Source organism: Klebsiella quasivariicola, from assembly GCF_002269255.1.
Lineage (GTDB): Bacteria > Pseudomonadota > Gammaproteobacteria > Enterobacterales > Enterobacteriaceae > Klebsiella > Klebsiella quasivariicola.
Map to the genome: position 1 here is coordinate 2,562,331 of NZ_CP022823.1, position 23,944 is coordinate 2,586,274.

Here is a 23,944-nt window from a genome sequence, read left to right on the forward strand (position 1 = left end):
GACGAAGCCCTTTTTTTGTCACAAAACTAGTAGGTCCTATTTGCTATAACGTCTGCCGAAAAAAACTGCATTTACAGGGATCTCTCTATGCGTACTCGCGTTTTACTGAAAGTCGCCGCTCTGGCGGGGATGTTAGCGTTGACTGGCTGTGCGTCGAAACTGGCGCAACCGAATCAATATTCGGGCTTCTTAAAAGATTATTCCAACCTGAAAGAAACCACTACCGCTTCCGGCAAGTCGGAGCTGCGTTGGATCGATCCAAATTACAATCCGGCTAACTACGACAACGTTGTTTACCATCCGGTGACCTACTATCCGGTACCGAAGCCGACCACCCAGGTAGGGGAGAAGGCGCTGCAGGATATTCTTAATTACACCAACAAAGAGCTGAAACAGGCTATTTCCGAGCGTAAACCGCTGGCCACCACGGCTGGCAAGCGCAGCCTCATTTTCCGCGGGGCGATCACCGGGGTGGACTCCAGCAAAGAAGGGCTGCAGTTCTATGAAGTGATCCCGGTGGCTATGATCGTTGCTGGTACTCAGGCTGCGACCGGCCATCGTACCATGGACACCGACCTCTATTTTGAAGCCGAACTGATCGACGCCAGCACTAACAAGCCGGTGATCAAGGTTGTTCGTAAAGGGGAAGGAAAGACCCTGGCCAATGAAAACACGCCGCTGACCGTCGAAACCATGAAGCAGGTTATCGATGATATGGCGGTCGACGCCGTGAAATTCGACCCTTCTCAGCATTAATGATCACAGCGCCGTCTGATGACGGCGCTGTTCTTCTGCCCGCCGCTTCAGGCCAGCTTCCGTCGTAGCAATAGCTGTTCCGGTCTGGCAAACATCACCAGGTTACCCAGCAGGATCAGCGCCAGTCCGATCACGGCATTGCTGTGCCAGACGTATCCCTCGTAGACAGTGGAAATAGACAGTGCGACCAGTGGAAACAGCAGCGTGCTATAGGCGGCTTTACTGGCGCCAATGCGCCCCACCAGAGTGAAATAGGCCCCGAAGGCGATCACCGAGCCGAACAGCGCCAGATAAAGCAGGGCGCCAAGGTAGCTGACGGTCCATTGCGGCATAAAGTTATCGCCGCGCAGCAGAGCGATCGCCCCCATCACCAGCGTGCCGTACAGCATTGCCCAGCTGTTGGTGGTCAGGGTTTCCAGGCCGCGGCGCTGGTGGCGAATACTGAACATATTGCCCAGCGAAAAGCCGTAGGTGCCCAGCGCGCTCAGGCCGATCCCCCACAGCAGCGAGGCGTTCAGCCCGTTAGCCAGCAGGTCATCCCAGAAAAGGGTGACGATACCGGCCAGACCCAGCGCGGCGGCGGCCCAGAAGCGCCCCGGCGGCTGCTGGCGGAAAAAGAGAAAGCTGTTGATGGCGTTAAACAACACCGCCATCGAAAAGATCACCGATTCCAGCCCGGTGTTAATCCAGGCGGCGGCGGTATAAAAGCACCAGAAATTAAAGCAGAAGACGCAGCAGCCCTGCAGCAGGCAGCAGAGATGGTCTTTGGCGCGCAGCGGCCGCAGGCGTCGTGTGACGAGCAGAATCGTCAGCATTGTCACGCTGGCAACAGCGAAACGCCAGAAAATCGATACCGGCGCAGCCACCGGTCCCTGCTGTAAAAAAATCGCAATCCACGTTGTACCCCAGATGACGACAACGAGTGCATAGAGTAATGCGTTCACCCTGGTTCTCCTTAGCCTTGTTGAAGGAAGCAGTATGCTGCCTGTCGCCATCCGCGGCTTTCACCAGTTTGTTGTCGGCTTGCAAATTCTTGCGCTTATTTGTCATAAAGGTATGCGGAAGACTGGAAACCGCGCCACAGTCTCCCTAGACTAGGTTTTTTACAGATAAATGCGTGAAGGCGATGAGTTACGGGACGTTTGAAACATTACGGCGACAGAACGCGGTGCTGAAGGGAACCGTGGAGCTGAATTCCGGTATTCAACTGGCCGCCTGGTATAACCATTGTGATACCATAACGGTCCGCAGCGATCATCATACGTTGAGTCTGTACGTGGCCGATGGCTACGAAAGCTATCAAAAAACCCCGCACGGCTGGAAAAATGGCGGCGGCCCGGACCGTTTTTGTCTGATGCCGAAAGGCGATGAGAGCGTCTGGGATATCCGCGGCGATCTGTCGTTTGTGCATCTCTACTGTACCGATGAGCACCTGCGTCGCGTCGGCGAGGAAGTGTGGGACCGCAGCCCGGCGACCTTCACCCTGCAGGAAAAGACCTTCGCCAGCGATGATAAAATCACCGCGGTATATCGTCAGTTTTTGCTGGCTAACGACTGGCGTCAGCCGGCGAACCAGCTGATCCTCAGCGCCGCCAGCAGCTTACTGCTTACCCATTTGATTCAGCGCTATTCCACCGTACAGTGGCGTCTGCCGTCGGTCACCGGGGGGCTGGCGCCGGGCGTAAAGCGTCACGTGCTGGCCTGGATCGACGCCCATCTCGATCAGCCGTTGACCCTGGCCGACCTGGCGCAGCAGGCGGGACTGAGTGAGTTTCATTTTGCGCGAATGTTCCGTCAGTCGCTGAATATGGCCCCGCATCAGTACGTGATGCAGCAGCGAATGGCGAAGGCGCAACACCTGATCTGCCATAGCACGCTGCCGTTAACCGAGATTGCGTTCGCGTGCGGGTTCAGCTCCGCCAGCCATTTCAGCCACCGGGTCAAAGCCGCCACCGGCCTGACGCCCTCCCAGCTACGAGCGGCGCAGCGCGGATAACACGCCGTAGCTCACCCCTCCCAGCACCACGCCCCAGAAGGCCGAGCCAATTCCCGCCAGCGACACGCCGCTGGCGGTTACCAGAAAGGTCAGCACCGCCGCGTCGCGTTCACTGGCCTGATGCACCGCCTGAAACAGGCTGCCGCCGATGGTGCCGAGCAGCGCCAGTCCCGCCAGCATCTGGATCCACGCCGTCGGCAGGGCTGACATCAGGGCAGTGATCGACCCGCCGAAAAGCCCGGCCAGCAGATAAAAAACGCCCGCCGCCATTGCCGCCAGCCAGCGCTGGTTTGGATCCGGGTGCGCTTCCGGGCTCTGGCAAATGGCGGCAGTGATGGCCGCGATACAGATGGAATAGACCCCGAAAGGGGCCAGCAATAATGCCAGCCCGCCGCAGGCGACGATCAGCGTCGACACCGGCACGGTGTAGCCCGCTGCCTGCAGGGTGGCGAACCCGGGAGCGTTCTGTGAGGCCATGGTGACGAGGAAAAACGGTAGGCCGACGCTGAGCAGCAGCGATGGCGTAAACTGCGGGGCGATCCATTCCGGTGCCACCCACGTCAGCGGCACGGCGGCGCTGGCGACGTCCCCGGATGCCGCCGCGATCAGCGCCCCGACGACCAGCGCGGCCACCACCGCGAAGCGGGGCCATAGTGCTTTACAGAGAAGCCAGGCGGCGAGCATGCCGCCGCACAGCAGCAGATGATCCTGCAAGCCGGCGAAGGCCTGCAAACCAAACCGCAGCAGAATGCCGGCCAGCATCGCCGCGGCAAGCGAATGGGGAATGACCTTCATCAGCCGGGCAAACAGGCCAGTCACGCCGCAGAGGACGATCAGCGCGTTAGCGAAGATAAACACCCCGACGGCTTCAGCAAGGGTAACGCCCTGCAGGCCGCTGACCAGCAGCGCTGCGCCCGGCGTTGACCAGGCGGTGAGCACCGGAACTTTACGCCAGCCGGTCAGGACGAGGGTGCTGATCCCCATGGCGAGACCCAGCGCCGTCATCCAGCTGGCGATTTGTCCGGGCGTAGCGCCGGCCGCGGCGGCGGCCTGCCAGATGATGGCAGCGGAGCTGGCGTAACCCACCAGCACGGCGACGAAGCCGGCAAACAGGGTAGGAAGCGGAACAGTAAAGGGGCGCATAGTAATCCCTTGTGCGTTATAACGTCCAGTTACTCTAGCATTGTGCGCTATAGCGCACAAGCAGAGAGATTCTCCGGATATCCGGCAAGTAATGATGGCCGCAACGGCCGGTGACGCCGCTAAATACCCTGAAGAATCAGGCCAATGCGGGTATACTTTGGTCAGCTTAATCAGGAGGTAGAATGAATATTGCGCAACATCTGGCGGCAACGCTTAAAACCCTGCGCCAGCAGCGCGGCTGGAGTCTGTCCCGTCTGGCGGAAGAGACTGGCGTGTCGAAAGCCATGCTCGGGCAGATTGAGCGTAATGAATCGAGCCCGACGGTGGCAACGCTGTGGAAGATTGCCACCGGGCTGAACGTGCCGTTTTCGGCGTTTATCGTGCCTGACGCCAGCGCTGCGCCCGCCGCGTTTGATCCGCAGCAGCAGGCGATGGTGGTGACCCCGGTTTTTCCATGGGACCCGGAGCTGCGCTTTGACCATTTCTCAATAACGCTCGCCCCCGGGGCGCTGAGCGAATCGACGCCGCATGAAAAAGGGGTGATTGAACATGTAGTGGTGATTAGCGGCACTCTGGATCTCTGTGTACAGGGGGAGTGGCATTCACTGCAGGCAGGAGAGGGACGGCGCTTCGCCGGCGATGCGGCCCATGCGTATCGCAACCGCGACGTTCAGGTGGCGCATTTCCATTCTCTTATCCATTATCCAAAAGAAAAAACCGCGGGCGAGCCCGCGGCCAGACAAGATGACTGATGATAACCACTCACAACGTGACGAGGAAAATCCGGAATACGTGACCACCGTACTCCGCGGCGTGAATTGAGGGAAATATCTTTTCCTTCAATACTTTGCTGAAAAGTGAAAATTCGTTGTTTCACCAGGGCGGAAAAGGTTTTCGTCCGCGCCCGGTTCTGACTACAATAGCCGCCATTTCGACCCCTTATACTGGATAACAACACGCGTATGCGCCTGCACAATCATCGTCTTGAACTTCTTAGTCCTGCTCGCGACGTCGGTATCGCTCGCGAAGCGATCCTCCACGGCGCCGATGCCGTTTACATCGGTGGACCCGGCTTTGGCGCCCGGCATAATGCCAGCAACAGTCTGAGCGATATCGCCGGGCTGGTGCCTTTTGCCCATCGCTATGGCGCGAAGGTCTTTGTGACGCTGAACACCATTCTGCATGACGATGAGCTGGCGCCGGCGCAGCGGCTGATTACCGATCTCTATGAAGCAGGCGTTGACGCGCTGATTGTGCAGGATATGGGGATTATGGAGCTGGATCTGCCGCCGATTGAGCTGCATGCCAGCACCCAGTGCGATATTCGCAGCGTGGAAAAAGCGAAATTTCTTTCTGACGCGGGTTTCAGCCAGATCGTGCTGGCGCGCGAACTGAACCTTAGTCAGATCAAAGCCATTTACGATCATACTGACGCCACTATCGAATTTTTTATCCATGGCGCCTTGTGCGTGGCTTATTCCGGCCAGTGCTACATTTCACACGCCCAGACCGGGCGCAGCGCCAACCGTGGCGACTGCTCGCAGGCCTGCCGCCTGCCGTATACCCTGAAGGACGATCAGGGGCGAGTGGTAGCCTATGAAAAACACCTCCTGTCGATGAAAGACAACGACCAGACCGCCAACCTGGCAGCGCTGATCGATGCTGGCGTTCGCTCCTTCAAAATTGAAGGTCGTTACAAAGACATGAGCTACGTGAAAAACATCACAGCCCACTATCGGCAGATGCTGGATGCTATTATCGACGATCGTGGCGACCTGGCGCGCGCCTCGGCCGGACGCACCGAGCACTTCTTTATTCCGTCCACCGATAAAACCTTCCACCGCGGCAGTACCGACTACTTTGTTAATGCCCGCAAAGGTGATATCGGCGCGTTTGATTCGCCAAAATTTATCGGCCTGCCGGTGGGCGAAGTGCTGAAGGTGGGTAAAGACCATCTCGACGTTGAGGTCAGCGAACCGTTAACTAACGGCGACGGTCTCAACGTGATGATTAAGCGTGAAGTGGTGGGCTTTCGCGCCAATACGGTGGAAAAAACCGGCGAAAATCGCTATCGGGTGTGGCCGAACGAGATGCCGACGGATCTGCATAAAGTGCGTCCGCATCAGGCGCTGAACCGCAATCTCGATCATAACTGGCAGCAGGCGCTGCTGAAAACCTCCAGCGAACGCCGTATTGCTGTGGACATAACGCTGAGCGGCTGGCAGGAACAGCTGGTGTTAACCATGACCTGCGAAGATGGCATCAGCGTGACCCATACACTCGACGGAGAGTTTGCCGAAGCCAACCAGGCGGAAAAGGCGCTGGCCAATCTGCGTGACGGTGTCACCAAACTGGGGCAAACCATCTACTACGCGCGCGACGTGCAGGTTAATCTGCCGCCGCTGTTTGTTCCCAACAGCCTGCTCAACCAGCTGCGCCGGGAAACGGCGGAGATGCTGGATGAAGCCCGCCTCAACGCCTGGCAGCGCGGTACCCGCAAGCCGGTCTCTGTGCCGCCGCCGGTCTATCCGGAGACGCATCTCTCCTTCCTCGCCAACGTCTATAACCATAAGGCGCGGGCGTTTTACCAGCGCTATGGCGTGCAGCTTATTGACGCGGCCTATGAGGCGCACGAAGAGAAGGGCGATGTGCCGGTGATGATCACCAAACATTGCCTGCGATTTGCCTTTAATCTCTGTCCGAAACAGGCCAAAGGCTCCATCAAGAGCTGGAAAGCGACGCCGATGCAGCTGATTCATGGCGATGAAGTGCTGACCCTGAAATTTGACTGCCGGCCGTGCGAAATGCACGTGGTGGGCAAGATTAAAAATCATATCCTCAAAATGCCGCACCCGGGGAGCATTGTGGCTTCCGTCAGTCCGGACGAGCTGCTGAAAACCCTGCCGAAGCGCAAAGGCGCCTGATTCGACGCTACTGGCTTAGGGGCGCCCGCGGCCTGTGGGCGTCCTGCCAGCGGTGATGCTCGCGCAGTTCGGCAGCAACCTCTTCACACCGGCTGCGCAGCTCATCGCTATCCGCCTCGTGCAGCAGCTGCTGTTCGAGGCTTTGCACCGGAAAGTAATCGTGTCCCTGGCGGCGAGCCAGCAGATGTCCTGAAAAAAGCGCACACAGCAACAGCAGCGCGCTCATGCTTCTCCTCAACATACCTTTTCTCTGCGAATCAATGGCGTGGGCTTACTATGCCAGGCGCTGTGCAGGTTTTTTTCTCGGCTTCTCAAAGAAGGGCAAGAGTTTGTCAGCGGTGGCTGAAGGACGGTGAAAAAAAAGCCTGGCGCGGAAGGCCAGGCCTGAGGGATTACGCTTTTGGCGGCAGTGGTTTCCCGCTGTGATCGCCGCCTTTTGGCGGCTGCTTGCCGTCATGCTGCGGCTGTTTGCCGTCATGCTGCGGCTGCTTGCCGTCACGCTGCGGCTGCTTGCCGTCATGCTGCGGCTGTTTGCCGTCATGCTGCGGCTGTTTGCCGTCATGCTGCGGCTGTTTGCCATCATGCTGCGGCTGTTTGCCATCATGCTGCGGCTGTTTGCCGTTGTGTTGCGCTTGCTTACCATCGTGTTGGCCGTTTTTCGCCGGCGGTTTACCCTGATGCTGCGCGCCTTTTTCTGGCGGCGGCGGGTTGTCGGCAGCGAAAGCCCATGACGATATTCCCAGCGTCATCACGGCGGACAGTAAAGCTAACTTCTTCATAGCAATATCCTTTCTTCTGATGTATCGCCGTATTTCATCAGGCAAAAGTGAAGATAAGATGGAGAAATCCCTTTTCGGACTTCTCTGCATCCCACTCAGACTTTTAGCCCTGCGGCGGTCATCAGCAGGCGAAACAGCAGGCTGATGGCGGCCAGCGTCAGTACGCTGCCTCCCCAGATCGCGATCAGCCACAGCAGACGTTTAGGCCAGGCAGTATGCATCAGTGATATCCCTCCCCGGGCTGAACTTTGCCGCGGAACACGTAATAGCTCCAGCAGGTGTAGCCCAGGATCACCGGAATAATCAGCAGTGCGCCCACCAGCATAAAGCCCTGGCTTTGCGGGGGTGCGGCAGCCTGCCAAAGCGTGATGGCCGGCGGGATAATATGCGGCCAGATGCTGATCCCCAGTCCGCTAAAGCCGAGAAAGACCAGGCCCAGCGTCAGCGTGAAGGGCGAAACATGGCGGTCGCGCTGATGCAGCGTGCGCCACAGCCAGCCGCTGATGAGGATCACCAGCAGCGGCACCGGCAGCAGGAAATAGAGATTCGGCAGGCTGAACCAGCGGTCGGCAATGGCCGGGTGCGCCAGTGGCGTCCAGAGGCTGATGACGGCAAACACCGCCAGCAGGGCGACCAGTAGCCAGCGCGCCGCTTCGCGCATCCGCAGTTGCAGCGCGCCTTCACTTTTCATCACCAGCCAGGTCGCGCCCAGCAGCGCATAGGCTACACACAGCCCCAGTCCGCAAAACAGGGTGAACGGGGTCAGCCAGTCAAACATGCCGCCGCTGAAGGCGCGACCGCTGACGGTAAAACCGTTGATCACCGCTCCGACCACCACGCCCTGGCTGAAGGTCGCCAGCAGGGAGCCGCCAAAAAAGGCGCGATCCCAGAACGGTCGGTGCGACGGCGTGGCCTGGAAGCGAAACTCAAAAGCGACGCCGCGAAAAATCAGGCCGATCAGCATTAGGGTCAGGGGGATCGACAGGGCGTCGATGATCACCGCGTAGGCGAGGGGAAAGGCGCCAAACAGTCCGGCGCCGCCGAGCACCAGCCAGGTCTCATTGCCATCCCATACCGGGGCGACGCTGTTAACCATGATGTCGCGATCCTCACCGCCCCGCACCGTGCCGAACAGCAGGCCGATACCCAGGTCAAAGCCGTCCATGACGATGTACATCAGCGTGGCAAAGACGATAATCACAAACCAAATCACCGATAATTCGATACCCATTAGCGGGACTCCTTCTGCAGATAGCCTTCAGTGGCGGCGGACAGCGGGCGGGCAGGGGTTCCGGATGTCGCCGGGTGCATCTCCTGCGGCCCTTTACGGATCAGGCGCAGCATATAGCTGTAGCCGACGCCGAACACCGCGCTGTACACCACGATAAAGGTCAACAAACTCACCGACATGTGCAGATCGCCATGGGCGGAAACGGCATCAGCGGTGCGCTGAACGCCATACACCACCCATGGCTGACGGCCCACTTCGGTGGTCACCCAGCCAGCGAGAATAGCAATCAGTCCTGAAGGGCCCATCCACAGCGCAAAGCGCAGAAATGGCCGTGAATGGTACAGTCGGCCGCCGCGACGCAGCCACAGGGCCAGTACGCCGAGCAGGAGCATCAGCATGCCAAGACCGGCCATCAGGCGAAACGACCAGAACACCACGGTAGCGTTCGGGCGATCCTCAGGAGCGAACTCTTTCAACGCCGGCACCTGTTTATCAAGGCTGTGGGTGAGGATCAGGCTGCCCAGGGCCGGGATCTCAAGCCCGTAGCGGGTGCGCTCCTGCTCCATATCAGGCCAGCCAAACAGCAGCAACGGCGTTGGCTCGCCCGGCGGGTTTTCCCAGTGGCCCTCAATGGCGGCTATTTTCGCCGGCTGGTGTTTCAGGGTATTCAGACCATGCATATCGCCGATCAGCGCCTGGACGGGGGCAACCAGCAGCGTCATCCAGAGCGCCATAGAGAACATCTTACGGATCGCCGGCGACTGATTGCCGCGCAGCAGATGCCAGGCCGCCGAGGCGCCGACAAACAGCGCGCTACTGAGAAACGCCGCCACTGTCATATGCAGTAAGCGGTAGGGGAATGACGGGTTAAAGATCACCGCCAGCCAGTCGACGGGCACCACCTGGCCATCGACGATCTCAAACCCTTGCGGGGTCTGCATCCAGCTGTTAGAGGCGAGGATCCAGAAGGTCGAGATGATGGTGCCCAGCGCCACCATGCAGGTGGCGAAAAAGTGCAGCCCCGGCCCCACGCGGTTCCAGCCGAAGAGCATCACTCCGAGAAAGCCTGCTTCCAGAAAGAACGCTGTCAGGACTTCATAGGTCAGCAGGGGGCCGGTAATGCTGCCCGCGAACTGAGAGAAACCGCTCCAGTTGGTGCCGAACTGATAGGCCATCACCAGCCCGGAAACCACCCCCATGCCGAAGTTGACGGCGAAGATTTTTGACCAGAAGTGGTACAGCGAGCGCCAGACAGGATTTTTTGTTTTTAGCCATAAGCCTTCGAGCACCGCCAGATAGCTGGCCAGTCCGATGGTAATGGCGGGGAAAATAATGTGAAACGAGACCGTAAAGGCGAATTGAACTCGCGCCAGATGGAATGCATCAAGACCGAACATGCAGGACTCCACAACAAAATTGATTCAGCGCAATTTTAGGCAGCGTGGGAGTGAGGGGGCAGAAACAGTCCGGCCATTTTTTACGATAACAGTTGGCCACTGTTATGTTTTTGACCGTCCGGACATGTCTGTGCCCGGATATCTTTTGACGGGGTATGACCCTCTTCGGCCTGATTTATTATCATTCATTAATATGAGAATCAGTAAAAAGGATGAGCCAGTTAATAGTGAATTAAAAAATATTAAATTGTCCAGTCATTAGACTCTTCGTACTGTATTAACCGGATAATGAAATAAGGGAATGCCAATGTCTGAAAAAGGATTACAGAGTTTGTGTATTACGCTTGGTGCCATGCTGATTTTCTGGTTTGTTTTAATCACGCTATGTTGGGTGATGATATTTTAAACGCCTCTGGTCCGGAGGACAGGGGCATCATGGACGCCTTCGCAGGCATAACAGTTATCAAAACCTATTATTTTTTATTAACTGATATATGATAAAGGGAGGTTATCGTACGGGAACGGCCGCAATGAAAAAGTATCAACAGCTGGCGCAGCAGCTGACCGAACAGATCGCGCTTGGCGTCTGGTTGCCTGGCGATCGGCTGCCGTCGCTGCGCGAGCAGGTGGTCAGCAGCGGCATGAGCTTTATGACCGTCAGCCATGCCTATCAACTGCTGGAAAGCCAGGGGCGCATCGTCGCCCGTCCACAGTCGGGTTATTATGTCGCCCCCCAGCCGGTAAAGCTCCGGCAGCCGGCGCCGCCTGCCCAGGTGACCCGCGATGAAGCCGTTGATATCAATACCTATATCTTTGAAGTCCTACAGGCCAGCCGCCAGGCGTCGATGTTGCCCTTTGCCTCAGCCTTTCCGGATCCGCGCCTCTTCCCGCTGCAGCAGCTCAACCGCTCGCTGGCGCAGGTGAGTAAAACCGCCACCGCCATGAGCGTCATTGAGAACCTGCCGCCGGGCAATGCGGAGCTCCGGCACGCCATTGCCCGCCGGTATGCCCTGCAGGGAATGAACGTCTCGCCGGACGAGATCGTCATCACCGCCGGAGCGCTGGAGGCGCTTAACCTCAGCCTGCAGGCGGTAACCGAGCCGGGAGACTGGGTGGTGGTGGAAAACCCCTGTTTCTACGGTGCCCTGCAGGCGCTGGAAAGACTGCGTCTGAAAGCGCTGTCGGTGGCGACTGACGTTAAGGAAGGCATTGACCTGACGGCGCTGGAAGCCGCTCTGGAAAACTACCCGGTCAAGGCCTGTTGGCTGATGACCAACAGTCAGAATCCGCTCGGGTTCACCCTCAGCGCGGCGAAAAAAGCGCAACTGGTGGCGCTGCTGGCGCGCTATAACGTCACGCTTATTGAAGATGATGTTTATAGCGAACTCTATTTTGGCCGTGAGAAACCGTTACCGGCGAAGTATTGGGACCATAACGACATGACGCTGCACTGCAGCTCGTTCTCCAAATGTCTGGTACCCGGATTTCGCATCGGCTGGGTGGCAGCCGGTAAACAGGCGCGACGGATCCAGCAGCTGCAGCTGATGAGCACGCTCTCCACCAGCTCGCCGATGCAGTTAGCCCTGGTGGATTACCTGTCCACCAAGCGCTATGACGCCCATCTGCGTCGTCTACGTCGCCAGCTGGCGGAGCGTAAACAGCTGGCCTGGCAGGCGCTGCTGCGCCATCTGCCGCCGGAGGTGACCATCCACCATAGCGACAGCGGGTATTTTCTGTGGATCGAGCTACCGGAAGGCGCCGACGCCAGCGCGCTCAGCGCCCGGGCGCTGGCATCGCATATCAGTATCGCGCCGGGAAAAATGTTTTCCACCACCGCCAGCTGGACCTCTTTTTTCCGTTTTAATACCGCCTGGGGCTGGGGGGAACGTGAAGAACAGGGGGTTAAACGGCTGGGGGAGCTTATTCGTGAGCAGCTTTCCTGACCCGTCAGGCTATTTTGGCGCACAATAAACGCTGGCAAAAAATAAACGCAGGTGACTTTTAATCGAAGCCGGTCATTATTTTACCGGCGCCCACCATAGGAAATATGCATACCCCTCCTTTTTGTCTAACTCGTTGTCTATAATCCATAAAGTCATTTTTGTGTTGGCGATTTTTGCGTAATGCGTCCCGGGTCACAACCTGCATAAATTCCCCCGGGGGCGTTAAACTGCTGACTACCCTTATTTCAGGAGATATTTTTACGGCACGGCTGCCGCTAATTCCTTTGTGACAGGAGTAACACCTGATGAGCAAAAAATTTGCCCGTTGCAGCCTTTATGTGCTGAGTATGGCCTGTTTGACCGTTCAGGCTGCCGAGCCGCTCACGTCGCTGGATAAACCAGAAGGGCGTCTCGATATTATTGCCTGGCCGGGGTATATCGAACGCGGCCAGACCGACAAGCAGTACGACTGGGTCACCCAGTTTGAAAAAGAGACCGGCTGTCAGGTCAATGTCAAAACCGCTGCCACCTCTGACGAAATGGTCAGCCTGATGGCCAAGGGCGGTTACGATCTGGTGACCGCGTCAGGGGATGCCTCGCTGCGCCTGATCATGGGCAAACGCGTACAGCCGATCAATACGGCGCTGATCGCGGGCTGGGGCACTCTTGACCCACGCATTGCGAAGGGAGCGTGGTTTAACGTCGGCGGTAAAGCGTACGGCACACCCTATCAGTGGGGGCCAAACCTGCTGATGTATAACACCCGCGTATTCCCGACGCCGCCGGACAGCTGGCGCGTGGTGTTCGTTAAGCAGGACCTGCCGGACGGTAAAACCAACCAGGGGCGGGTGCAGGCCTATGATGGCCCAATTTATATTGCCGACGCCGCGCTGTTTGTCAAAGCCACCCAGCCGCAGCTGGGGATTAACGACCCCTATCAACTGACCGAAACCCAGTACAACGCAGTGCTGAAAGTCTTACGCGATCAACAGCCGCTGATCCATCGCTACTGGCACGATGCCACCGTGCAGATGAACGACTTTAAAAACGAAGGCGTGGCGGCTTCCAGCTCATGGCCCTATCAGGCCAACGGCCTGAAGGCGGAAGGCCAGCCGGTCGCCACCGTGTTTCCGAAGGAGGGGGTGACCGGCTGGGCGGACACCACCATGCTGCACAGCGAAGCAAAGCACCCGGTCTGCGCCTATAAATGGATGAACTGGTCGCTCACGCCGAAGGTGCAGGGCGACGTGGCAGCCTGGTTCGGCTCGCTCCCGGTAGTGCCTGAGGGCTGTAAAGCCAGCGCGCTGCTCGGGGAAAAAGGCTGTGAAACCAACGGCTATGACCAGTTTACCCGCATCCATTTCTGGAAAACACCGGTCGCCGAAGGCGGGAAATACGTTCCCTATAGCCGCTGGACTCAGGACTATATTGCGATAATGGGCGGCCGCTAAGGACGGGAGGCAGACAATGACGTACGCGGTCGAGTTTCAGAATGTATCGCGTCTGTACGGCGATGTGCGGGCGGTGGATGGGGTCAGCATTGGCATCCGCGACGGCGAATTTTTCTCGATGCTGGGTCCCTCCGGCTCGGGAAAAACCACCTGTCTGCGGCTGATCGCCGGATTCGAACAGCTCTCTGGCGGCACTATCCGTATTTTTGGTCAGCCGGCCAGTGAGCTGCCGCCCTGGCAACGGGATGTGAATACCGTGTTCCAGGACTACGCGCTGTTTCCCCATATGTCGATCCTCGACAACGTCGCCTATGGTCTGATGGTCAAAGGGATGGCGAAGAAAGCGCGCTATGCCCGCGCCCAGGAGGCGCTGGAAAAAGTGGCCCTCGGCTTTGCCCATCAGCGTAAACCTTCGCAGCTTTCCGGCGGCCAGCGGCAGCGGGTCGCTATTGCCAGAGCACTGGTGAACCAGCCGCGGGTGTTGCTACTCGACGAGCCGCTGGGCGCCCTGGATTTAAAGCTGCGCGAGCAGATGCAGGTGGAGCTGAAAAAGCTGCAGCAATCGCTGGGGATCACCTTCATTTTTGTTACTCACGACCAGAGCGAAGCGCTGTCGATGTCGGACCGCGTGGCGGTGTTTAACAACGGGCGTATCGAGCAGGTCGACGCCCCGCAGGCGCTCTATCTGCACCCGAAGACCGCCTTTGTCGCTGGCTTTGTCGGCACCGCCAACGTCTTTGAAGCCGAGGCGGCCAGGCGATTGTGCGGTATGCCGGGCAGCTGGTCGCTGCGTCCGGAGCATGTTCGCCTGCAGAGCGGCGGCGAGGTGGAGGTGCAAGGCGTGGTGCAGGCGGTGCAGTATCAGGGGGCGGCGACGCGGATCGAGCTCCGTCTGGCGGATGGCGACAAACTGCTGGTCAGCCAGGCCAATATTGATGGTGCTGCGGCGGCCAGCGTACCGCGAACCGGACAAACGGTACTGGCTTCCTGGGCGCGGTCGGCGATGACCCCGCTGGAAAGCGGAGGCTGAGATGACCATGGCGTTGATTCCTGCGCAGAGCGGACGCGTATCGGGGATGTTCTGGCGCCGGCCGGCGCTGGGCCTGTTTTTACTGCTGATCGGGCCGCTGATGTGGTTTGGCATCGTCTATCTGGGATCGCTGCTGACCCTGCTGTGGCAGAGCATTTATACTTTTGACGACTTCACCATGTCGGTGACCAGTGACTTCACGCTGGCGAATCTGCGGGCGCTGTTCAACCCCGCCAACTACGACATTATTGTGCGTACCCTGGTGATGGCGCTGTGTGTCACTCTCGCCAGCGCCATTCTGGCGCTGCCGATGGCCTGGTATATGGCGCGTTACACCAGCGGCAAAATGAAGGCTTTCTTTTATATCGCGGTGATGCTGCCGATGTGGGCCAGCTATATCGTCAAAGCCTACGCGTGGGTGCTGCTGCTGGCGAAAGATGGCGTGGCGCAGTGGTTCCTCGGCCATCTGGGTCTGGAAGGGGCTCTGAACGCGCTGTTGAGCGTTCCGGCGGTTGGCGGTAACACCTTGTCCACCTCCGGTCTTGGACGCTTTCTGGTGTTCGTCTACATCTGGCTGCCGTTTATGATCCTGCCGGTACAGGCGGCGCTGGAGCGCATTCCGGGGTCGTTGCTGCAGGCTTCGGCCGATCTTGGCGCGACGCCACGGCAGACCTTCCGCCATGTGGTGCTGCCGCTGGCCATTCCCGGCATTGCCGCCGGGTCAATCTTCACCTTTTCCCTGACCCTGGGCGACTTTATCGTACCGCAGCTGGTCGGCCCGCCGGGGTACTTCATTGGCAATATGGTTTATTCGCAGCAGGGGGCGATCGGCAACATGCCGATGGCGGCGGCGTTCACCCTGGTACCTATCGTATTAATTGCCCTCTATCTGGCGTTCGTGAAACGTCTGGGAGCCTTCGATGCACTCTGATCGCGCACCCTGGTATCTGCAACTGGCGACCTGGGGGGGCGTGGTGTTCCTCCACTTTCCGCTGCTGATCATCGCCATCTATGCTTTTAATACCGAGGATGCGGCCTTCAGCTTTCCGCCGCAGGGGCTGACGCTACGCTGGTTTAGCGAGGTCGCAGGGCGCAGCGATATCCTCGAGTCCGTGACGTTGTCACTTAAAATTGCCGCCCTGTCGACTGCTATTGCCTTAGTCCTTGGCACGCTGGCTGCAGGTGCCCTGTGGCGCAGCACTTTTTTTGGCAAGAATGCGGTATCGCTACTGCTGTTATTACCCATTGCCCTGCCGGGGATCATTACCGGCCTGGCGCTCCTGACGGCGTTTAAAGCCGTCGGTCTCGAGCCTGGGCTACTGACCATTGTAGTGGGGCACGCGACCTTCTGCGTGGTGGTGGTGTTTAACAACGTCATCGCCCGCTTCCGCCGGACGTCGTGGAGCCTGGTAGAAGCCTCGATGGACCTGGGGGCGACCGGCTGGCAGACCTTTCGCTACGTGGTGTTGCCCAACCTGGGGTCGGCGCTGCTGGCGGGGGGAATGCTGGCATTCGCCCTGTCATTTGATGAAATTATCGTCACCACGTTTACCGCGGGGCATGAACGCACCTTGCCGCTGTGGCTACTGAATCAGCTGGGGCGGCCGCGCGATGTGCCCGTCACCAACGTTGTCGCGCTGTTGGTGATGCTGGTAACAACCATACCAATCTTAGGGGCCTGGTGGCTCACCCGCGACGGCGATAACGACGCCGGAAACGGGAAATAAAACCATGAAACAGGATAATGCTATGCAACACAACCTATTGATAAACGGTAAGTTAGTGGCAGGTGAAGGCGAAAAGGTGCCGGTATACAACCCTGCAACCGGCGATGTGATCCTGGAGATTGCCGAAGCGACAGCGGCCCAGGTCGATGCCGCCGTTGAGGCGGCGGATCGGGCATTTGAAGCCTGGAGCCAGACAACGCCGAAAACGCGTTCGGAATGTTTACTGAAGCTGGCGGATGTCATCGTGGCGCAGGCGGAGACCCTGGCGCAGCTGGAGTCGCTGAACTGCGGCAAGCCGCTGCACTGCGTGATCAACGATGAGCTGCCGGCCATTGCGGATGTCTTCCGCTTCTTCGCCGGCGCCGCCCGCTGCCTGCCGGGAATGGCTGCCGGAGAGTATCTGGAAGGACATACCTCAATGATTCGCCGTGATCCGGTGGGCGTGGTGGCTTCCATTGCCCCGTGGAACTACCCGCTAATGATGGCGGCCTGGAAGCTGGCCCCGGCGCTGGCGGCGGGCAACTGTGTGGTGATCAAACCTTCAGAAATCACCCCGCTGACGGCGCTGAAGCTGGCAGAGCTGGCAAAAGATATTTTCCCGGAGGGGGTGATCAACGTGCTGTTTGGCCGCGGCAAAACGGTGGGCGATCCGCTGACCGCCCACGCGAAAGTGCGGATGGTTTCCCTGACCGGATCGATTGCCACCGGAGCCCATATTATCGGCCATACCGCCTCGTCGATTAAACGTACCCACATGGAGCTGGGGGGGAAGGCGCCGGTCATCGTCTTTGACGACGCGGATATTGATGCGGTGGTCGACGGGGTACGGACTTTCGGTTTTTACAACGCTGGTCAGGACTGCACAGCCGCCTGCCGGATCTACGCCCAGCAGGGCATTTATGAGCAGCTGGTGGAGAAGCTGGGCGCGGCGGTGGCCAGCCTGAAAATGGGCGCGCCGGAGGACGCCGCTACCGAGCTGGGGCCGCTCAGTTCGCTGGCCCATCTCGAACGCGTCAGCGCGGCGGTAGAAGCCGCCAGGGCGCAGCCGCATATTAAAGTGGTCACCGGCGGCAGTCGGGCTGACGGCGCGGGTTATTACTTCCAGCCGACGCTCCTCGCTGGCGCCCGGCAGGAGGACGCTATTGTCCAGCGGGAAGTGTTTGGCCCGGTGGTTAGCGTGACGCCTTTCAGCGATGAAGCGCAGGCCCTGAGCTGGGCGAATGACTCTCAGTATGGTCTGGCCTCCTCGGTATGGACGAAAGATGTCGGTCGCGCCCATCGTCTTAGCGCCAGGCTGCAGTACGGCTGCACCTGGGTCAATACCCACTTTACGCTGGTGAGCGAAATGCCGCACGGTGGTCAGAAGCTGTCGGGCTACGGCAAGGACATGTCGATGTATGGCCTGGAAGATTACACCGTGGTTCGCCACGTGATGGTGAAGCATGGCTAACGTGTTGCCGGTTAAGCGCCAGGCGATTATTTCGCCACGGGTGTGTTAGTTCGCTAATAGTCACAATGGCAAGAAAGGTCAAAACTCAATGCCGGGGATATGAGATTATTCTTATGCCCCTTCAAGAGCTAAGCCATCGTGAGTGCCGGAGATAAGCGCCGGATGGGGACCGCCAATCACCCTGGGCGCACAGCGCCCGGCGGGTGGGGCGGGAACATCGCTATTCGCGAACAAATATCGGCCCCTGCCTGCTGGCAGGGGCTTTTTTGTATCCGTAGTTGCGGTAGAAGGGCTGAGGCCTCGATGGAGCAGAGCGGCATCACATCGTTGCCTTTCAGTGCCGGTTTTTTTTACTCGGCAAGCTGGCGCTGCGCCGATCCCGTATATAGGAAATAAGATTATACACCGCCGCGATCAGCAGGATCAGCGCGATGACCAGCGTGATGATTCCGGACATATCCACCTCGAATTTATCAAGCGCCGTAGCGCAAAAACATTACCAATAGTTATGAATGTAAGTATTATCTCAGGGCAAGGCAAATGATATTTATTGTCATTTAGCGCCTTCTGTCGCGCATATTTGCCGCAAAAAAGCGTGAAGGGTTTATGTTACAACGGCTTGAATCTAGCCTTTCTCCGGTTAAGGATCTGCCGGGCGGGGGAATAATCGCACCATTAGTCAACTTTTCGGGCGCCATTACCTCGCGGTCGACATAAGCGTCGGGATATTTTAATTGTCGGTTGTCGCCGGTCGTGGGTTGCCGAAATCTATTTCGGGATTAATAATAAGGTTTTTATATTAGCGGTCCTTGCAGGATATTTGTTCTCACTCTCGCATATTCCATCGCTGAGGCCGAAATGCCGCCCGCAGCGCCGCCAGGTTTGACTTTACAACATCCGTCATGCGATCATTTACCGCATATTAGATTTTAACGTTGATGTGGCTGTGAAAATTTTTGCTTTTATTTTATTGGCTATCGGCATCCTGACGCTGAGCTATGGTAATGCCCCGGCGAAACGTATCCAGAGCTGTGAGAACACCGGCGTGGAGCAGGCCGTTTGCGCCGCCGCCGAATGGGATAGTGAAAACGTTAATGTTCTGCCGCGCTATAACCCCAGTTTGAATAAGGAAATAGCGGCCGGGCCGTTAGCCCCCACCGCTCGGCAGCAAAATATCGATTCTGTTGTTCGCGCGTAAAAAAGCAGCCCTGGAGGCTGCTTTTTTAGGTTTCGTTGCTGAGTAAAATGATTAAAACCAGCCAAATCTTACGGACAGCAGGCTGATAAGCGCAAACGCGGCGCAGACATTAATCAGAATGACGGTTTTACTGGAGACATCCATAACGCCACCTTAATGAGTAAGTCCCTAAAGGTATAGTACGGCGCCTGCGGTTGCGCTATCGGATTAAGACGAATCAGGCTTTATTCTGAATATTCAGCCTGTTTCTGAAATTGTTATACAGGTATCTCTGAATCACGACGTCATGGCAGATAATCATTCCACCATGGAACGCCCCTCAGGGAAGGAAGGACAAGAATGACGTTATATCAAAAAATGCTGGTGTTTTACGCCATTATGGGCGTGATATGCGCCGTGATTAGCTGGTTTTTAACCAAAGAGAGCTGGGTGATCCGTTTGCTGGCTGCGCTATTGATCGGGGCGACCTGGCCGTTCAGTTTCCCGATGGCGCTGCTGGTCTCGCTGTTTTAACCTTCTGGCCGCTGCGGGCAGAAAAGGGTAGCGGAAAGGGTAAGGTTACTGTATAAAAAACCAGTAACCTTATCATGGAGGCATGCAGGTGAACGGTTTCTTTTCGTCCGCTGCTGGCGCCACGCTGCGCTGGTTCGATCTCCCGGGAGAGGGCCTTCCGGTGGTATTTATCCACGGCCTCGGCTGTGCGTCATCTTACGATTATCCCCGCGTTGTCAGCGATCCCGCCCTGGGCGGGCGGCGCAAAATACTCATCGATCTGCCGGGTTTTGGCTACAGTGACAAACCGCAGGGATTTAGTTACAACATACATGATCAGGCTGTCGTCGTGGAGCAGCTCCTCAGCCACCTGCGCCTGCAGCGCTTCGCGCTGTTCGGGCATAGCATGGGCGGAAGTGTTGCCATCGAAGCGGCGGGGCTGCTGGGCGAGCGGGTGACCACGCTGCTGGTCTCCGAACCAAACCTGTTTGCCGGCGGCGGCGAATACAGCAGGCGCATTGCGGCGCAATCCGAAGCGGCTTTTATCGCCGAAGGCTATGCCAGGCTGCTGGCTGAAGAGCGCTCACCGTGGGCCGGCTGTTTGCAAAACAGCGCGCCCTGGGCCGTCTGGCGGGCCGCCAGCAGCCTGATACGTGGCAGCGACACGCCCTGGTTTACCCAGCTCTGTCGGTTACGCTGTCAGAAACGACTGATTGTCGGCGAGCTGTCGCTGCCTTATGCCGATATCGACCTGATGCAGGCGCAAGGCATCCCGGTCGGGATTGTGCCCCACGCGGGGCACTCGATGGCGTGGGAAAACCCGGAGGGGCTGGCGCAGCTTATCGCCAGCCACGGTTAAGGGAATACCGGCGTCAGAAAGGAAGTTCGCGGGGCTGGGTCTGGAGGGTTATCCAGCGCAGCTCGGTGAACTCCGCGATACCGGCCCGGCCACCGAAGCGGCCATAGCCGGAGGCTTTGCAGCCGCCAAACGGCATTTGCGCCTCATCGTGAACCGTTGGGCCATTGATATGGCAAATGCCGGTCTGCAGGCGTTGCGCCACGTTCCACGCTCTGGCGCTGTCACGGCTGTAGACCGCCGCGGACAACCCATATTCGCTGTCGTTGGCTACGGTCAGCGCCTCTTCCTCGTTATTGACGCGAATAATCGCTTTTACCGGCCCGAAGGACTCTTCGCGCCACAATCGCATCTCCTGTGTGACACCGTCCAGTAAGGTTGGAGGCATGTAAGTATCGCTGGCTTTCCCGCCGGTTAACAGACGAGCGCCTTTGGCTAACGCGTCGTCGATTAATGCATTGCAGCGGGTAATGGTGTTCATATCGACTACCGGGCCCGTGAGGCTGATGGGCAGGGCGGCGGCGCGTTTGGCCAGCAACGGAATAAAGGTTTCCGCCACGGCGTTGTCAACAATAATGCGTTCGGTGGACATACAGATCTGCCCGGCGTTGGCGAAGGCGCCAAAAATGGCCCCAGCCGCGGCTTGCTCGATATCGGCATCGTCCAGCACCAGCAGCGGCGCCTTACCGCCGAGTTCCAGTACCGCTGGCTTGAGATGTTGCCCGCAGGTGCGGGCGATAATCCGCCCCACCGGCGTGGAGCCGGTAAAGTTAACCCGCCGTACCGCCGGATGGGCAATGAGCGACTCCACCAGCGCCGGGGCATCCTCAGGCGCGCAGGTAAGGTAGTTGACCACGCCCGGCGGGAAGCCCGCTGCGTCAAGAGCGTCAATAATCAGTCCCTGTGTGGCTGGCGACAGCTCGGCGCCCATAAGGATCACCGTGTTTCCGCAGGCCAACGGCGTCGCCAGCGCCCGGGTGGCGAGGATCAGCGGTGCGTTCCACGGCGCCATGCCCAGCACCACGCCGGCCCCCTGGCGGACGCCCATCGCCAGGTTTCCCGGCACGTTAGAGGGGATGATCTGTCCTTCAATCTGGGTGGTGAGGGCTGCCGCCTCCCGCAGAATATCCGCTGCCAGATGGACGTTAAACCCCGCCCAATGGGCGGTCGCGCCGGTCTCTGCCGCCATAGCGGCGATAAATTTAGCCTCGCGCAACAGCATATGTTCCGCCGCGTCGAGCAGTAAGCGACGCCGTTCCGCCGGGGGCGTATCACGCCAGCGTGGGAAGGCGCTGGCCGCGGCTTCGACGCAGCGTTTAGCGTCGGCGAGGCTGGCGGCAGCGGCCACCGAGGCCACATCGTCGTGGGCAGGGTGGCGGCGGGTAAAGGTGCGGCGGTCTTCGGCATCGTGCCACTGGCCGTTAAGGTACAAATTGCAGGTGATTGTCATAATGGAAACCTCTTGTTCTGCGGTTTTCCCAGTGTACCGGGCGGCACTGACGGTAAGCGTGAGCCGGGCGGTTATCGCACAATTTTTTGCAGGAATTCAGAGCGGCTCACACCCACCCGGCGCTGTCTGGCGGAAAAAACAGCGCGATGCCGATAAAAACAACACATTCAGCGTGATTAGCATAAGGTGATAGCCATTGATTATTTGCCCGGGGCGAGGGGCTGTGCTGTTATTACGCTTCTTATAATCAATAATCAGGACTTATAACCATGTCTACAGGGAAAACCACGCTGGCGCTGCTGCTGAGCGCACTGCTGCCGGCCGGCGCTGCATGGGCCGCAGGCAATGACACACTGGTCTACTGCTCAGAGGCCTCCCCGGAGTCCTTCAATCCGCAGATCGCCAGCTCCGGCCCGTCGTTCGTCGCCAGCTCGCAGGTACTGTATAACCGTCTGGTCACTTTTGACCCGGTGAAGAACACACCGATTCCGTCGCTGGCCACCGAGTGGCACGTCTCTGAGGATGGCAAAACCTGGACCTTTACTCTGCGTCAGGGGGTAAAGTTCAACAGCAATAAATTCTTCAAACCGACCCGTGATTTTAACGCCGACGACGTCCTGTTCTCCGTGCTGCGCCAGATGGATCCCCAACATCCTTATCACAAGGTGTCGCAGGGGAACTATGAGTACTTCCACGACGTGGGCCTCGATAAGCTGATTAAGTCGGTGAAAAAGGTCGATGACTATCACGTCCAGTTCGTGCTTAACGAGCCGAACGCGGCGTTTCTCGCCGACTGGGGCATGGACTTCGCCTCTATTCTGTCGGCGGAGTATGGTGAGGCGATGCTGAAGAAAGGGACGCCAGAGAATGTTGATAACTGGCCTGTCGGTACCGGGCCGTATGCCCTGCAGCAGTATAAAGTGGATTCCCAAATCCGCTATATCGCCAATCCCCACTACTGGGAAGGCGAGGTACCAACCAAGCACCTGATCTTCTCCATTACGCCGAACGTCGAGACCCGTCTGGCAAAACTGCAGACCAACGAGTGCCAGATTATTCCTGCGCCTTCGCCGGTACAGTTCCCGGTGATTAAGGGCAATAACGATCTGGCGCTGCATGCGGTCGAGGCGCTGAACGTCGGCTATCTGGCGTTTAATACCGAGAAAAAACCGTTTGATAATGTGCTGGTACGCCAGGCGTTAAACTACGCCACCGACAAGCAGGCGATCGTCAAGGCGGTATTCCTTGATTCCGGCAGCGTAGCGAAATCACCGATCCCATCGGCGATGCTTGGATATAAGAAGGATCTCCCTGACTACGACTACGATCCGCAGAAAGCGAAAGCGCTGCTCAAGCAGGCGGGTCTGGAGCAAGGGGCGGAAGTGACCCTGTGGTCGATGCCGGTCCAGCGCCCCTACAACCCTAACTCCAAACGCATTGCCGAAATGATCCAAAACGACTGGGCCAAAGTAGGGATAAAAGCAAAGATTGTCAGCTATGAATGGGGCGAATACCTTGCCGGCATGCGCAAAGGGGAGCATGACAGCGCCCTGTATGGCTGGATGTCGGACAACGGCGATCCGGACAACTTTGCCGGTACGCTGCTCAGCTGTGATAATATCCAGACCGGCTCCAACGCCGCCCGCTGGTGCAATAAATCCTATGACGCGCTGGTGAAGAAAGCGCTGTTGGTGAGCGATCCGCAGGCGCGGGCAAAACTTTACGCACAGGCGCAGGAGATCTTCTACCAGCAGGCGCCATGGATCACCCTGGCGACCGGCAAGACCTTCTATGCCACCCGCAGCAACGTCAGCGGCTACACTGTGAGCATGATGGGAAGTGATTTTTCCAAAGCGAAACTGAATTAAGCGAAAGGAGAACAGGATGGCACATCTGGATGAGGTTATTGTCAACGTTGATAATACCATTGCCGAGGGGGTTATCGCTCATATGAATGAGCTGCTGATCGCCCTGAGCGATGATGCGCAGCTCAGTCGTGAGGAACGCTATACTCAGCAGCAGCGTCTGCGCACCGCCATTGCCCATCATGGGCGACAGCATCAGGAAGAGCAGGACGCGCGCCGCGAGCAGTTGACCAAAGGCGGCGCGATCCTCTGAAGA

25 protein-coding genes and 1 pseudogene are annotated in these 23,944 nt (G+C 58.2%); 15 read left to right on the forward strand and 11 right to left on the reverse strand.

All coding sequences use genetic code 11. The features are described from left to right. The first annotated feature begins 87 nt into the window (after window positions 1-87). Entirely contained in the window at window positions 88-756 is a 669-nt protein-coding gene (locus tag B8P98_RS12800) for a DUF3313 domain-containing protein (protein WP_025710798.1), read from the forward strand. 47 nt (window positions 757-803) lie between these two features. Here the strand turns inward: B8P98_RS12800 and B8P98_RS12805 are convergent, their stop codons facing one another. Beyond that, a complete protein-coding gene (locus B8P98_RS12805; RefSeq protein ID WP_025710797.1) occupies window positions 804-1,700 on the reverse strand; it encodes a DMT family transporter in 897 nt (298 codons plus the stop codon). A 182-nt stretch (window positions 1,701-1,882) separates the two neighbouring features. On the opposite strand from B8P98_RS12805, the gene B8P98_RS12810 reads away from it, so the two are divergent. After that, the gene (locus B8P98_RS12810; protein WP_025710796.1) at window positions 1,883-2,752 is read left to right on the forward strand and encodes an AraC family transcriptional regulator; all 870 of its coding nucleotides are present in this window, start codon (window positions 1,883-1,885) and stop codon (window positions 2,750-2,752) included. On the opposite strand, the gene B8P98_RS12815 is transcribed toward B8P98_RS12810, so the two are convergent. After that, on the reverse strand, window positions 2,729-3,895 hold the full coding sequence (locus B8P98_RS12815; protein ID WP_095033093.1) for a benzoate/H(+) symporter BenE family transporter: 1,167 nt from the start codon (window positions 3,893-3,895) through the stop codon (window positions 2,729-2,731). The two genes, B8P98_RS12810 and B8P98_RS12815, sit on opposite strands and share 24 nt — an antisense overlap. Before the next feature lie 182 nt (window positions 3,896-4,077). Here B8P98_RS12815 and B8P98_RS12820 point away from each other — a divergent pair, with 182 nt between their 5' ends. After that, window positions 4,078-4,647 carry a helix-turn-helix domain-containing protein gene (locus B8P98_RS12820; RefSeq protein WP_025710794.1) on the forward strand — a complete coding sequence of 190 codons (570 nt, stop codon included), beginning with the start codon at window positions 4,078-4,080 and terminating at the stop codon, window positions 4,645-4,647. Window positions 4,648-4,657: 10 nt separating this feature from the next. On the opposite strand, the pseudogene B8P98_RS30915 reads toward B8P98_RS12820, so the two are convergent. Beyond that, a pseudogene (locus B8P98_RS30915) lies at window positions 4,658-4,825 on the reverse strand (hypothetical protein). A gap of 32 nt (window positions 4,826-4,857) precedes the next feature. Between B8P98_RS30915 and B8P98_RS12825 the strand changes: the two are divergent. After that, complete coding sequence (locus B8P98_RS12825) at window positions 4,858-6,819, forward strand: peptidase U32 family protein (RefSeq protein WP_095033094.1); 1,962 nt, start codon at window positions 4,858-4,860, stop codon at window positions 6,817-6,819. A 7-nt stretch (window positions 6,820-6,826) separates the two neighbouring features. On the opposite strand, the gene B8P98_RS12830 is transcribed toward B8P98_RS12825, so the two are convergent. The 5 genes from B8P98_RS12830 to B8P98_RS12850 form a co-directional block, all read right to left on the reverse strand. After that, window positions 6,827-7,060: a DUF2554 family protein gene (locus tag B8P98_RS12830; RefSeq protein ID WP_080896780.1), complete on the reverse strand. Its 234-nt coding sequence runs from the start codon at window positions 7,058-7,060 to the stop codon at window positions 6,827-6,829. Window positions 7,061-7,211: 151 nt separating this feature from the next. After that, entirely contained in the window at window positions 7,212-7,598 is a 387-nt protein-coding gene (locus B8P98_RS12835) for a hypothetical protein (protein WP_095033095.1), read from the reverse strand. A 95-nt stretch (window positions 7,599-7,693) separates the two neighbouring features. Next, the gene (locus B8P98_RS12840) at window positions 7,694-7,819 is read right to left on the reverse strand and encodes a DUF2474 domain-containing protein (RefSeq protein ID WP_048271748.1); all 126 of its coding nucleotides are present in this window, start codon (window positions 7,817-7,819) and stop codon (window positions 7,694-7,696) included. Continuing rightward, window positions 7,819-8,829, reverse strand: coding sequence for a cytochrome d ubiquinol oxidase subunit II (cydB, locus tag B8P98_RS12845; RefSeq protein ID WP_095033096.1), 1,011 nt, complete (start codon window positions 8,827-8,829; stop codon window positions 7,819-7,821). Before cydB ends, B8P98_RS12840 begins: the two co-directional genes overlap by 1 nt. Continuing rightward, window positions 8,829-10,226 carry a cytochrome ubiquinol oxidase subunit I gene (locus B8P98_RS12850; protein ID WP_080896783.1) on the reverse strand — a complete coding sequence of 466 codons (1,398 nt, stop codon included), beginning with the start codon at window positions 10,224-10,226 and terminating at the stop codon, window positions 8,829-8,831. The genes cydB and B8P98_RS12850 overlap by 1 nt, the downstream gene beginning before the upstream one ends. A gap of 530 nt (window positions 10,227-10,756) precedes the next feature. Between B8P98_RS12850 and B8P98_RS12855 the strand changes: the two genes are divergently transcribed. From B8P98_RS12855 to patD, 6 genes are all read left to right on the forward strand, one after another. Continuing rightward, window positions 10,757-12,169 (forward strand): aminotransferase-like domain-containing protein, encoded by a 1,413-nt coding sequence (locus B8P98_RS12855; protein WP_095033097.1) that lies wholly within the window; start codon window positions 10,757-10,759, stop codon window positions 12,167-12,169. 305 nt (window positions 12,170-12,474) lie between these two features. Further along, window positions 12,475-13,620, forward strand: a complete 1,146-nt coding sequence (gene ydcS, locus B8P98_RS12860; RefSeq protein WP_025710787.1) for a putative ABC transporter substrate-binding protein YdcS — start codon at window positions 12,475-12,477, stop codon at window positions 13,618-13,620. A gap of 16 nt (window positions 13,621-13,636) precedes the next feature. Beyond that, on the forward strand, window positions 13,637-14,650 hold the full coding sequence (locus B8P98_RS12865) for an ABC transporter ATP-binding protein (RefSeq protein ID WP_025710786.1): 1,014 nt from the start codon (window positions 13,637-13,639) through the stop codon (window positions 14,648-14,650). A gap of 1 nt (window position 14,651) precedes the next feature. Further along, the gene (locus B8P98_RS12870) at window positions 14,652-15,581 is read left to right on the forward strand and encodes an ABC transporter permease (RefSeq protein WP_025710785.1); all 930 of its coding nucleotides are present in this window, start codon (window positions 14,652-14,654) and stop codon (window positions 15,579-15,581) included. Further along, window positions 15,571-16,377 (forward strand): ABC transporter permease, encoded by an 807-nt coding sequence (locus B8P98_RS12875; protein WP_095033098.1) that lies wholly within the window; start codon window positions 15,571-15,573, stop codon window positions 16,375-16,377. The genes B8P98_RS12870 and B8P98_RS12875 overlap by 11 nt, the downstream gene beginning before the upstream one ends. Before the next feature lie 22 nt (window positions 16,378-16,399). After that, complete coding sequence (gene patD, locus B8P98_RS12880) at window positions 16,400-17,827, forward strand: aminobutyraldehyde dehydrogenase (RefSeq protein WP_025710783.1); 1,428 nt, start codon at window positions 16,400-16,402, stop codon at window positions 17,825-17,827. 334 nt (window positions 17,828-18,161) lie between these two features. On the opposite strand, the gene B8P98_RS12885 is transcribed toward patD, so the two are convergent. After that, window positions 18,162-18,284, reverse strand: coding sequence for a small membrane protein (locus B8P98_RS12885; protein ID WP_042929916.1), 123 nt, complete (start codon window positions 18,282-18,284; stop codon window positions 18,162-18,164). Between the two features lie 489 nt (window positions 18,285-18,773). Between B8P98_RS12885 and B8P98_RS12890 the strand changes: the two genes are divergently transcribed. Next, window positions 18,774-19,025 carry a hypothetical protein gene (locus B8P98_RS12890; RefSeq protein ID WP_080896786.1) on the forward strand — a complete coding sequence of 84 codons (252 nt, stop codon included), beginning with the start codon at window positions 18,774-18,776 and terminating at the stop codon, window positions 19,023-19,025. Window positions 19,026-19,076: 51 nt separating this feature from the next. On the opposite strand, the gene yncL is transcribed toward B8P98_RS12890, so the two are convergent. After that, window positions 19,077-19,169, reverse strand: a complete 93-nt coding sequence (gene yncL / locus B8P98_RS12895; protein WP_071993330.1) for a stress response membrane protein YncL — start codon at window positions 19,167-19,169, stop codon at window positions 19,077-19,079. A 195-nt stretch (window positions 19,170-19,364) separates the two neighbouring features. Here yncL and B8P98_RS12900 point away from each other — a divergent pair, with 195 nt between their 5' ends. Both B8P98_RS12900 and B8P98_RS12905 read left to right on the forward strand, forming a co-directional pair. Continuing rightward, window positions 19,365-19,538 carry a GhoT/OrtT family toxin gene (locus tag B8P98_RS12900; protein WP_004202771.1) on the forward strand — a complete coding sequence of 58 codons (174 nt, stop codon included), beginning with the start codon at window positions 19,365-19,367 and terminating at the stop codon, window positions 19,536-19,538. A gap of 88 nt (window positions 19,539-19,626) precedes the next feature. Next, complete coding sequence (locus B8P98_RS12905; RefSeq protein WP_025714527.1) at window positions 19,627-20,376, forward strand: alpha/beta fold hydrolase; 750 nt, start codon at window positions 19,627-19,629, stop codon at window positions 20,374-20,376. Between the two features lie 13 nt (window positions 20,377-20,389). On the opposite strand, the gene B8P98_RS12910 is transcribed toward B8P98_RS12905, so the two are convergent. After that, complete coding sequence (locus tag B8P98_RS12910) at window positions 20,390-21,823, reverse strand: aldehyde dehydrogenase (RefSeq protein ID WP_095033099.1); 1,434 nt, start codon at window positions 21,821-21,823, stop codon at window positions 20,390-20,392. Window positions 21,824-22,092: 269 nt separating this feature from the next. Here B8P98_RS12910 and B8P98_RS12920 point away from each other — a divergent pair, with 269 nt between their 5' ends. Next, window positions 22,093-23,691, forward strand: coding sequence for an ABC transporter substrate-binding protein (locus B8P98_RS12920; protein WP_095033100.1), 1,599 nt, complete (start codon window positions 22,093-22,095; stop codon window positions 23,689-23,691). A 16-nt stretch (window positions 23,692-23,707) separates the two neighbouring features. Further along, window positions 23,708-23,941 (forward strand): YdcY family protein, encoded by a 234-nt coding sequence (locus B8P98_RS12925; protein ID WP_025714524.1) that lies wholly within the window; start codon window positions 23,708-23,710, stop codon window positions 23,939-23,941. The last annotated feature ends 3 nt before the right edge of the window (window positions 23,942-23,944 follow it).

What these genes read in the sequence shown, in the direction of transcription:
- B8P98_RS12910 (WP_095033099.1), bottom strand. Translation starts at nt 21,823, where the DNA reads ATGACAATCACCTGCAATTTGTACCTTAACGGCCAGTGGCACGATGCC.
- B8P98_RS12835 (WP_095033095.1), bottom strand. Translation starts at nt 7,598, where the DNA reads ATGAAGAAGTTAGCTTTACTGTCCGCCGTGATGACGCTGGGAATATCG.
- B8P98_RS12840 (WP_048271748.1), bottom strand. Translation starts at nt 7,819, where the DNA reads ATGCATACTGCCTGGCCTAAACGTCTGCTGTGGCTGATCGCGATCTGG.
- B8P98_RS12900 (WP_004202771.1), top strand. Translation starts at nt 19,365, where the DNA reads ATGACGTTATATCAAAAAATGCTGGTGTTTTACGCCATTATGGGCGTG.
- B8P98_RS12800 (WP_025710798.1), top strand. Translation starts at nt 88, where the DNA reads ATGCGTACTCGCGTTTTACTGAAAGTCGCCGCTCTGGCGGGGATGTTA.
- B8P98_RS12865 (WP_025710786.1), top strand. Translation starts at nt 13,637, where the DNA reads ATGACGTACGCGGTCGAGTTTCAGAATGTATCGCGTCTGTACGGCGAT.
- yncL (WP_071993330.1), bottom strand. Translation starts at nt 19,169, where the DNA reads ATGGATGTCTCCAGTAAAACCGTCATTCTGATTAATGTCTGCGCCGCG.
- cydB (WP_095033096.1), bottom strand. Translation starts at nt 8,829, where the DNA reads ATGGGTATCGAATTATCGGTGATTTGGTTTGTGATTATCGTCTTTGCC.
- B8P98_RS12815 (WP_095033093.1), bottom strand. Translation starts at nt 3,895, where the DNA reads ATGCGCCCCTTTACTGTTCCGCTTCCTACCCTGTTTGCCGGCTTCGTC.
- B8P98_RS12810 (WP_025710796.1), top strand. Translation starts at nt 1,883, where the DNA reads ATGAGTTACGGGACGTTTGAAACATTACGGCGACAGAACGCGGTGCTG.
- B8P98_RS12870 (WP_025710785.1), top strand. Translation starts at nt 14,652, where the DNA reads ATGACCATGGCGTTGATTCCTGCGCAGAGCGGACGCGTATCGGGGATG.
- B8P98_RS12830 (WP_080896780.1), bottom strand. Translation starts at nt 7,060, where the DNA reads ATGTTGAGGAGAAGCATGAGCGCGCTGCTGTTGCTGTGTGCGCTTTTT.
- B8P98_RS12850 (WP_080896783.1), bottom strand. Translation starts at nt 10,226, where the DNA reads ATGTTCGGTCTTGATGCATTCCATCTGGCGCGAGTTCAATTCGCCTTT.
- B8P98_RS12855 (WP_095033097.1), top strand. Translation starts at nt 10,757, where the DNA reads ATGAAAAAGTATCAACAGCTGGCGCAGCAGCTGACCGAACAGATCGCG.
- B8P98_RS12825 (WP_095033094.1), top strand. Translation starts at nt 4,858, where the DNA reads ATGCGCCTGCACAATCATCGTCTTGAACTTCTTAGTCCTGCTCGCGAC.
- B8P98_RS12925 (WP_025714524.1), top strand. Translation starts at nt 23,708, where the DNA reads ATGGCACATCTGGATGAGGTTATTGTCAACGTTGATAATACCATTGCC.
- B8P98_RS12875 (WP_095033098.1), top strand. Translation starts at nt 15,571, where the DNA reads ATGCACTCTGATCGCGCACCCTGGTATCTGCAACTGGCGACCTGGGGG.
- B8P98_RS12820 (WP_025710794.1), top strand. Translation starts at nt 4,078, where the DNA reads ATGAATATTGCGCAACATCTGGCGGCAACGCTTAAAACCCTGCGCCAG.
- B8P98_RS12920 (WP_095033100.1), top strand. Translation starts at nt 22,093, where the DNA reads ATGTCTACAGGGAAAACCACGCTGGCGCTGCTGCTGAGCGCACTGCTG.
- B8P98_RS12885 (WP_042929916.1), bottom strand. Translation starts at nt 18,284, where the DNA reads ATGTCCGGAATCATCACGCTGGTCATCGCGCTGATCCTGCTGATCGCG.
- patD (WP_025710783.1), top strand. Translation starts at nt 16,400, where the DNA reads ATGCAACACAACCTATTGATAAACGGTAAGTTAGTGGCAGGTGAAGGC.
- ydcS (WP_025710787.1), top strand. Translation starts at nt 12,475, where the DNA reads ATGAGCAAAAAATTTGCCCGTTGCAGCCTTTATGTGCTGAGTATGGCC.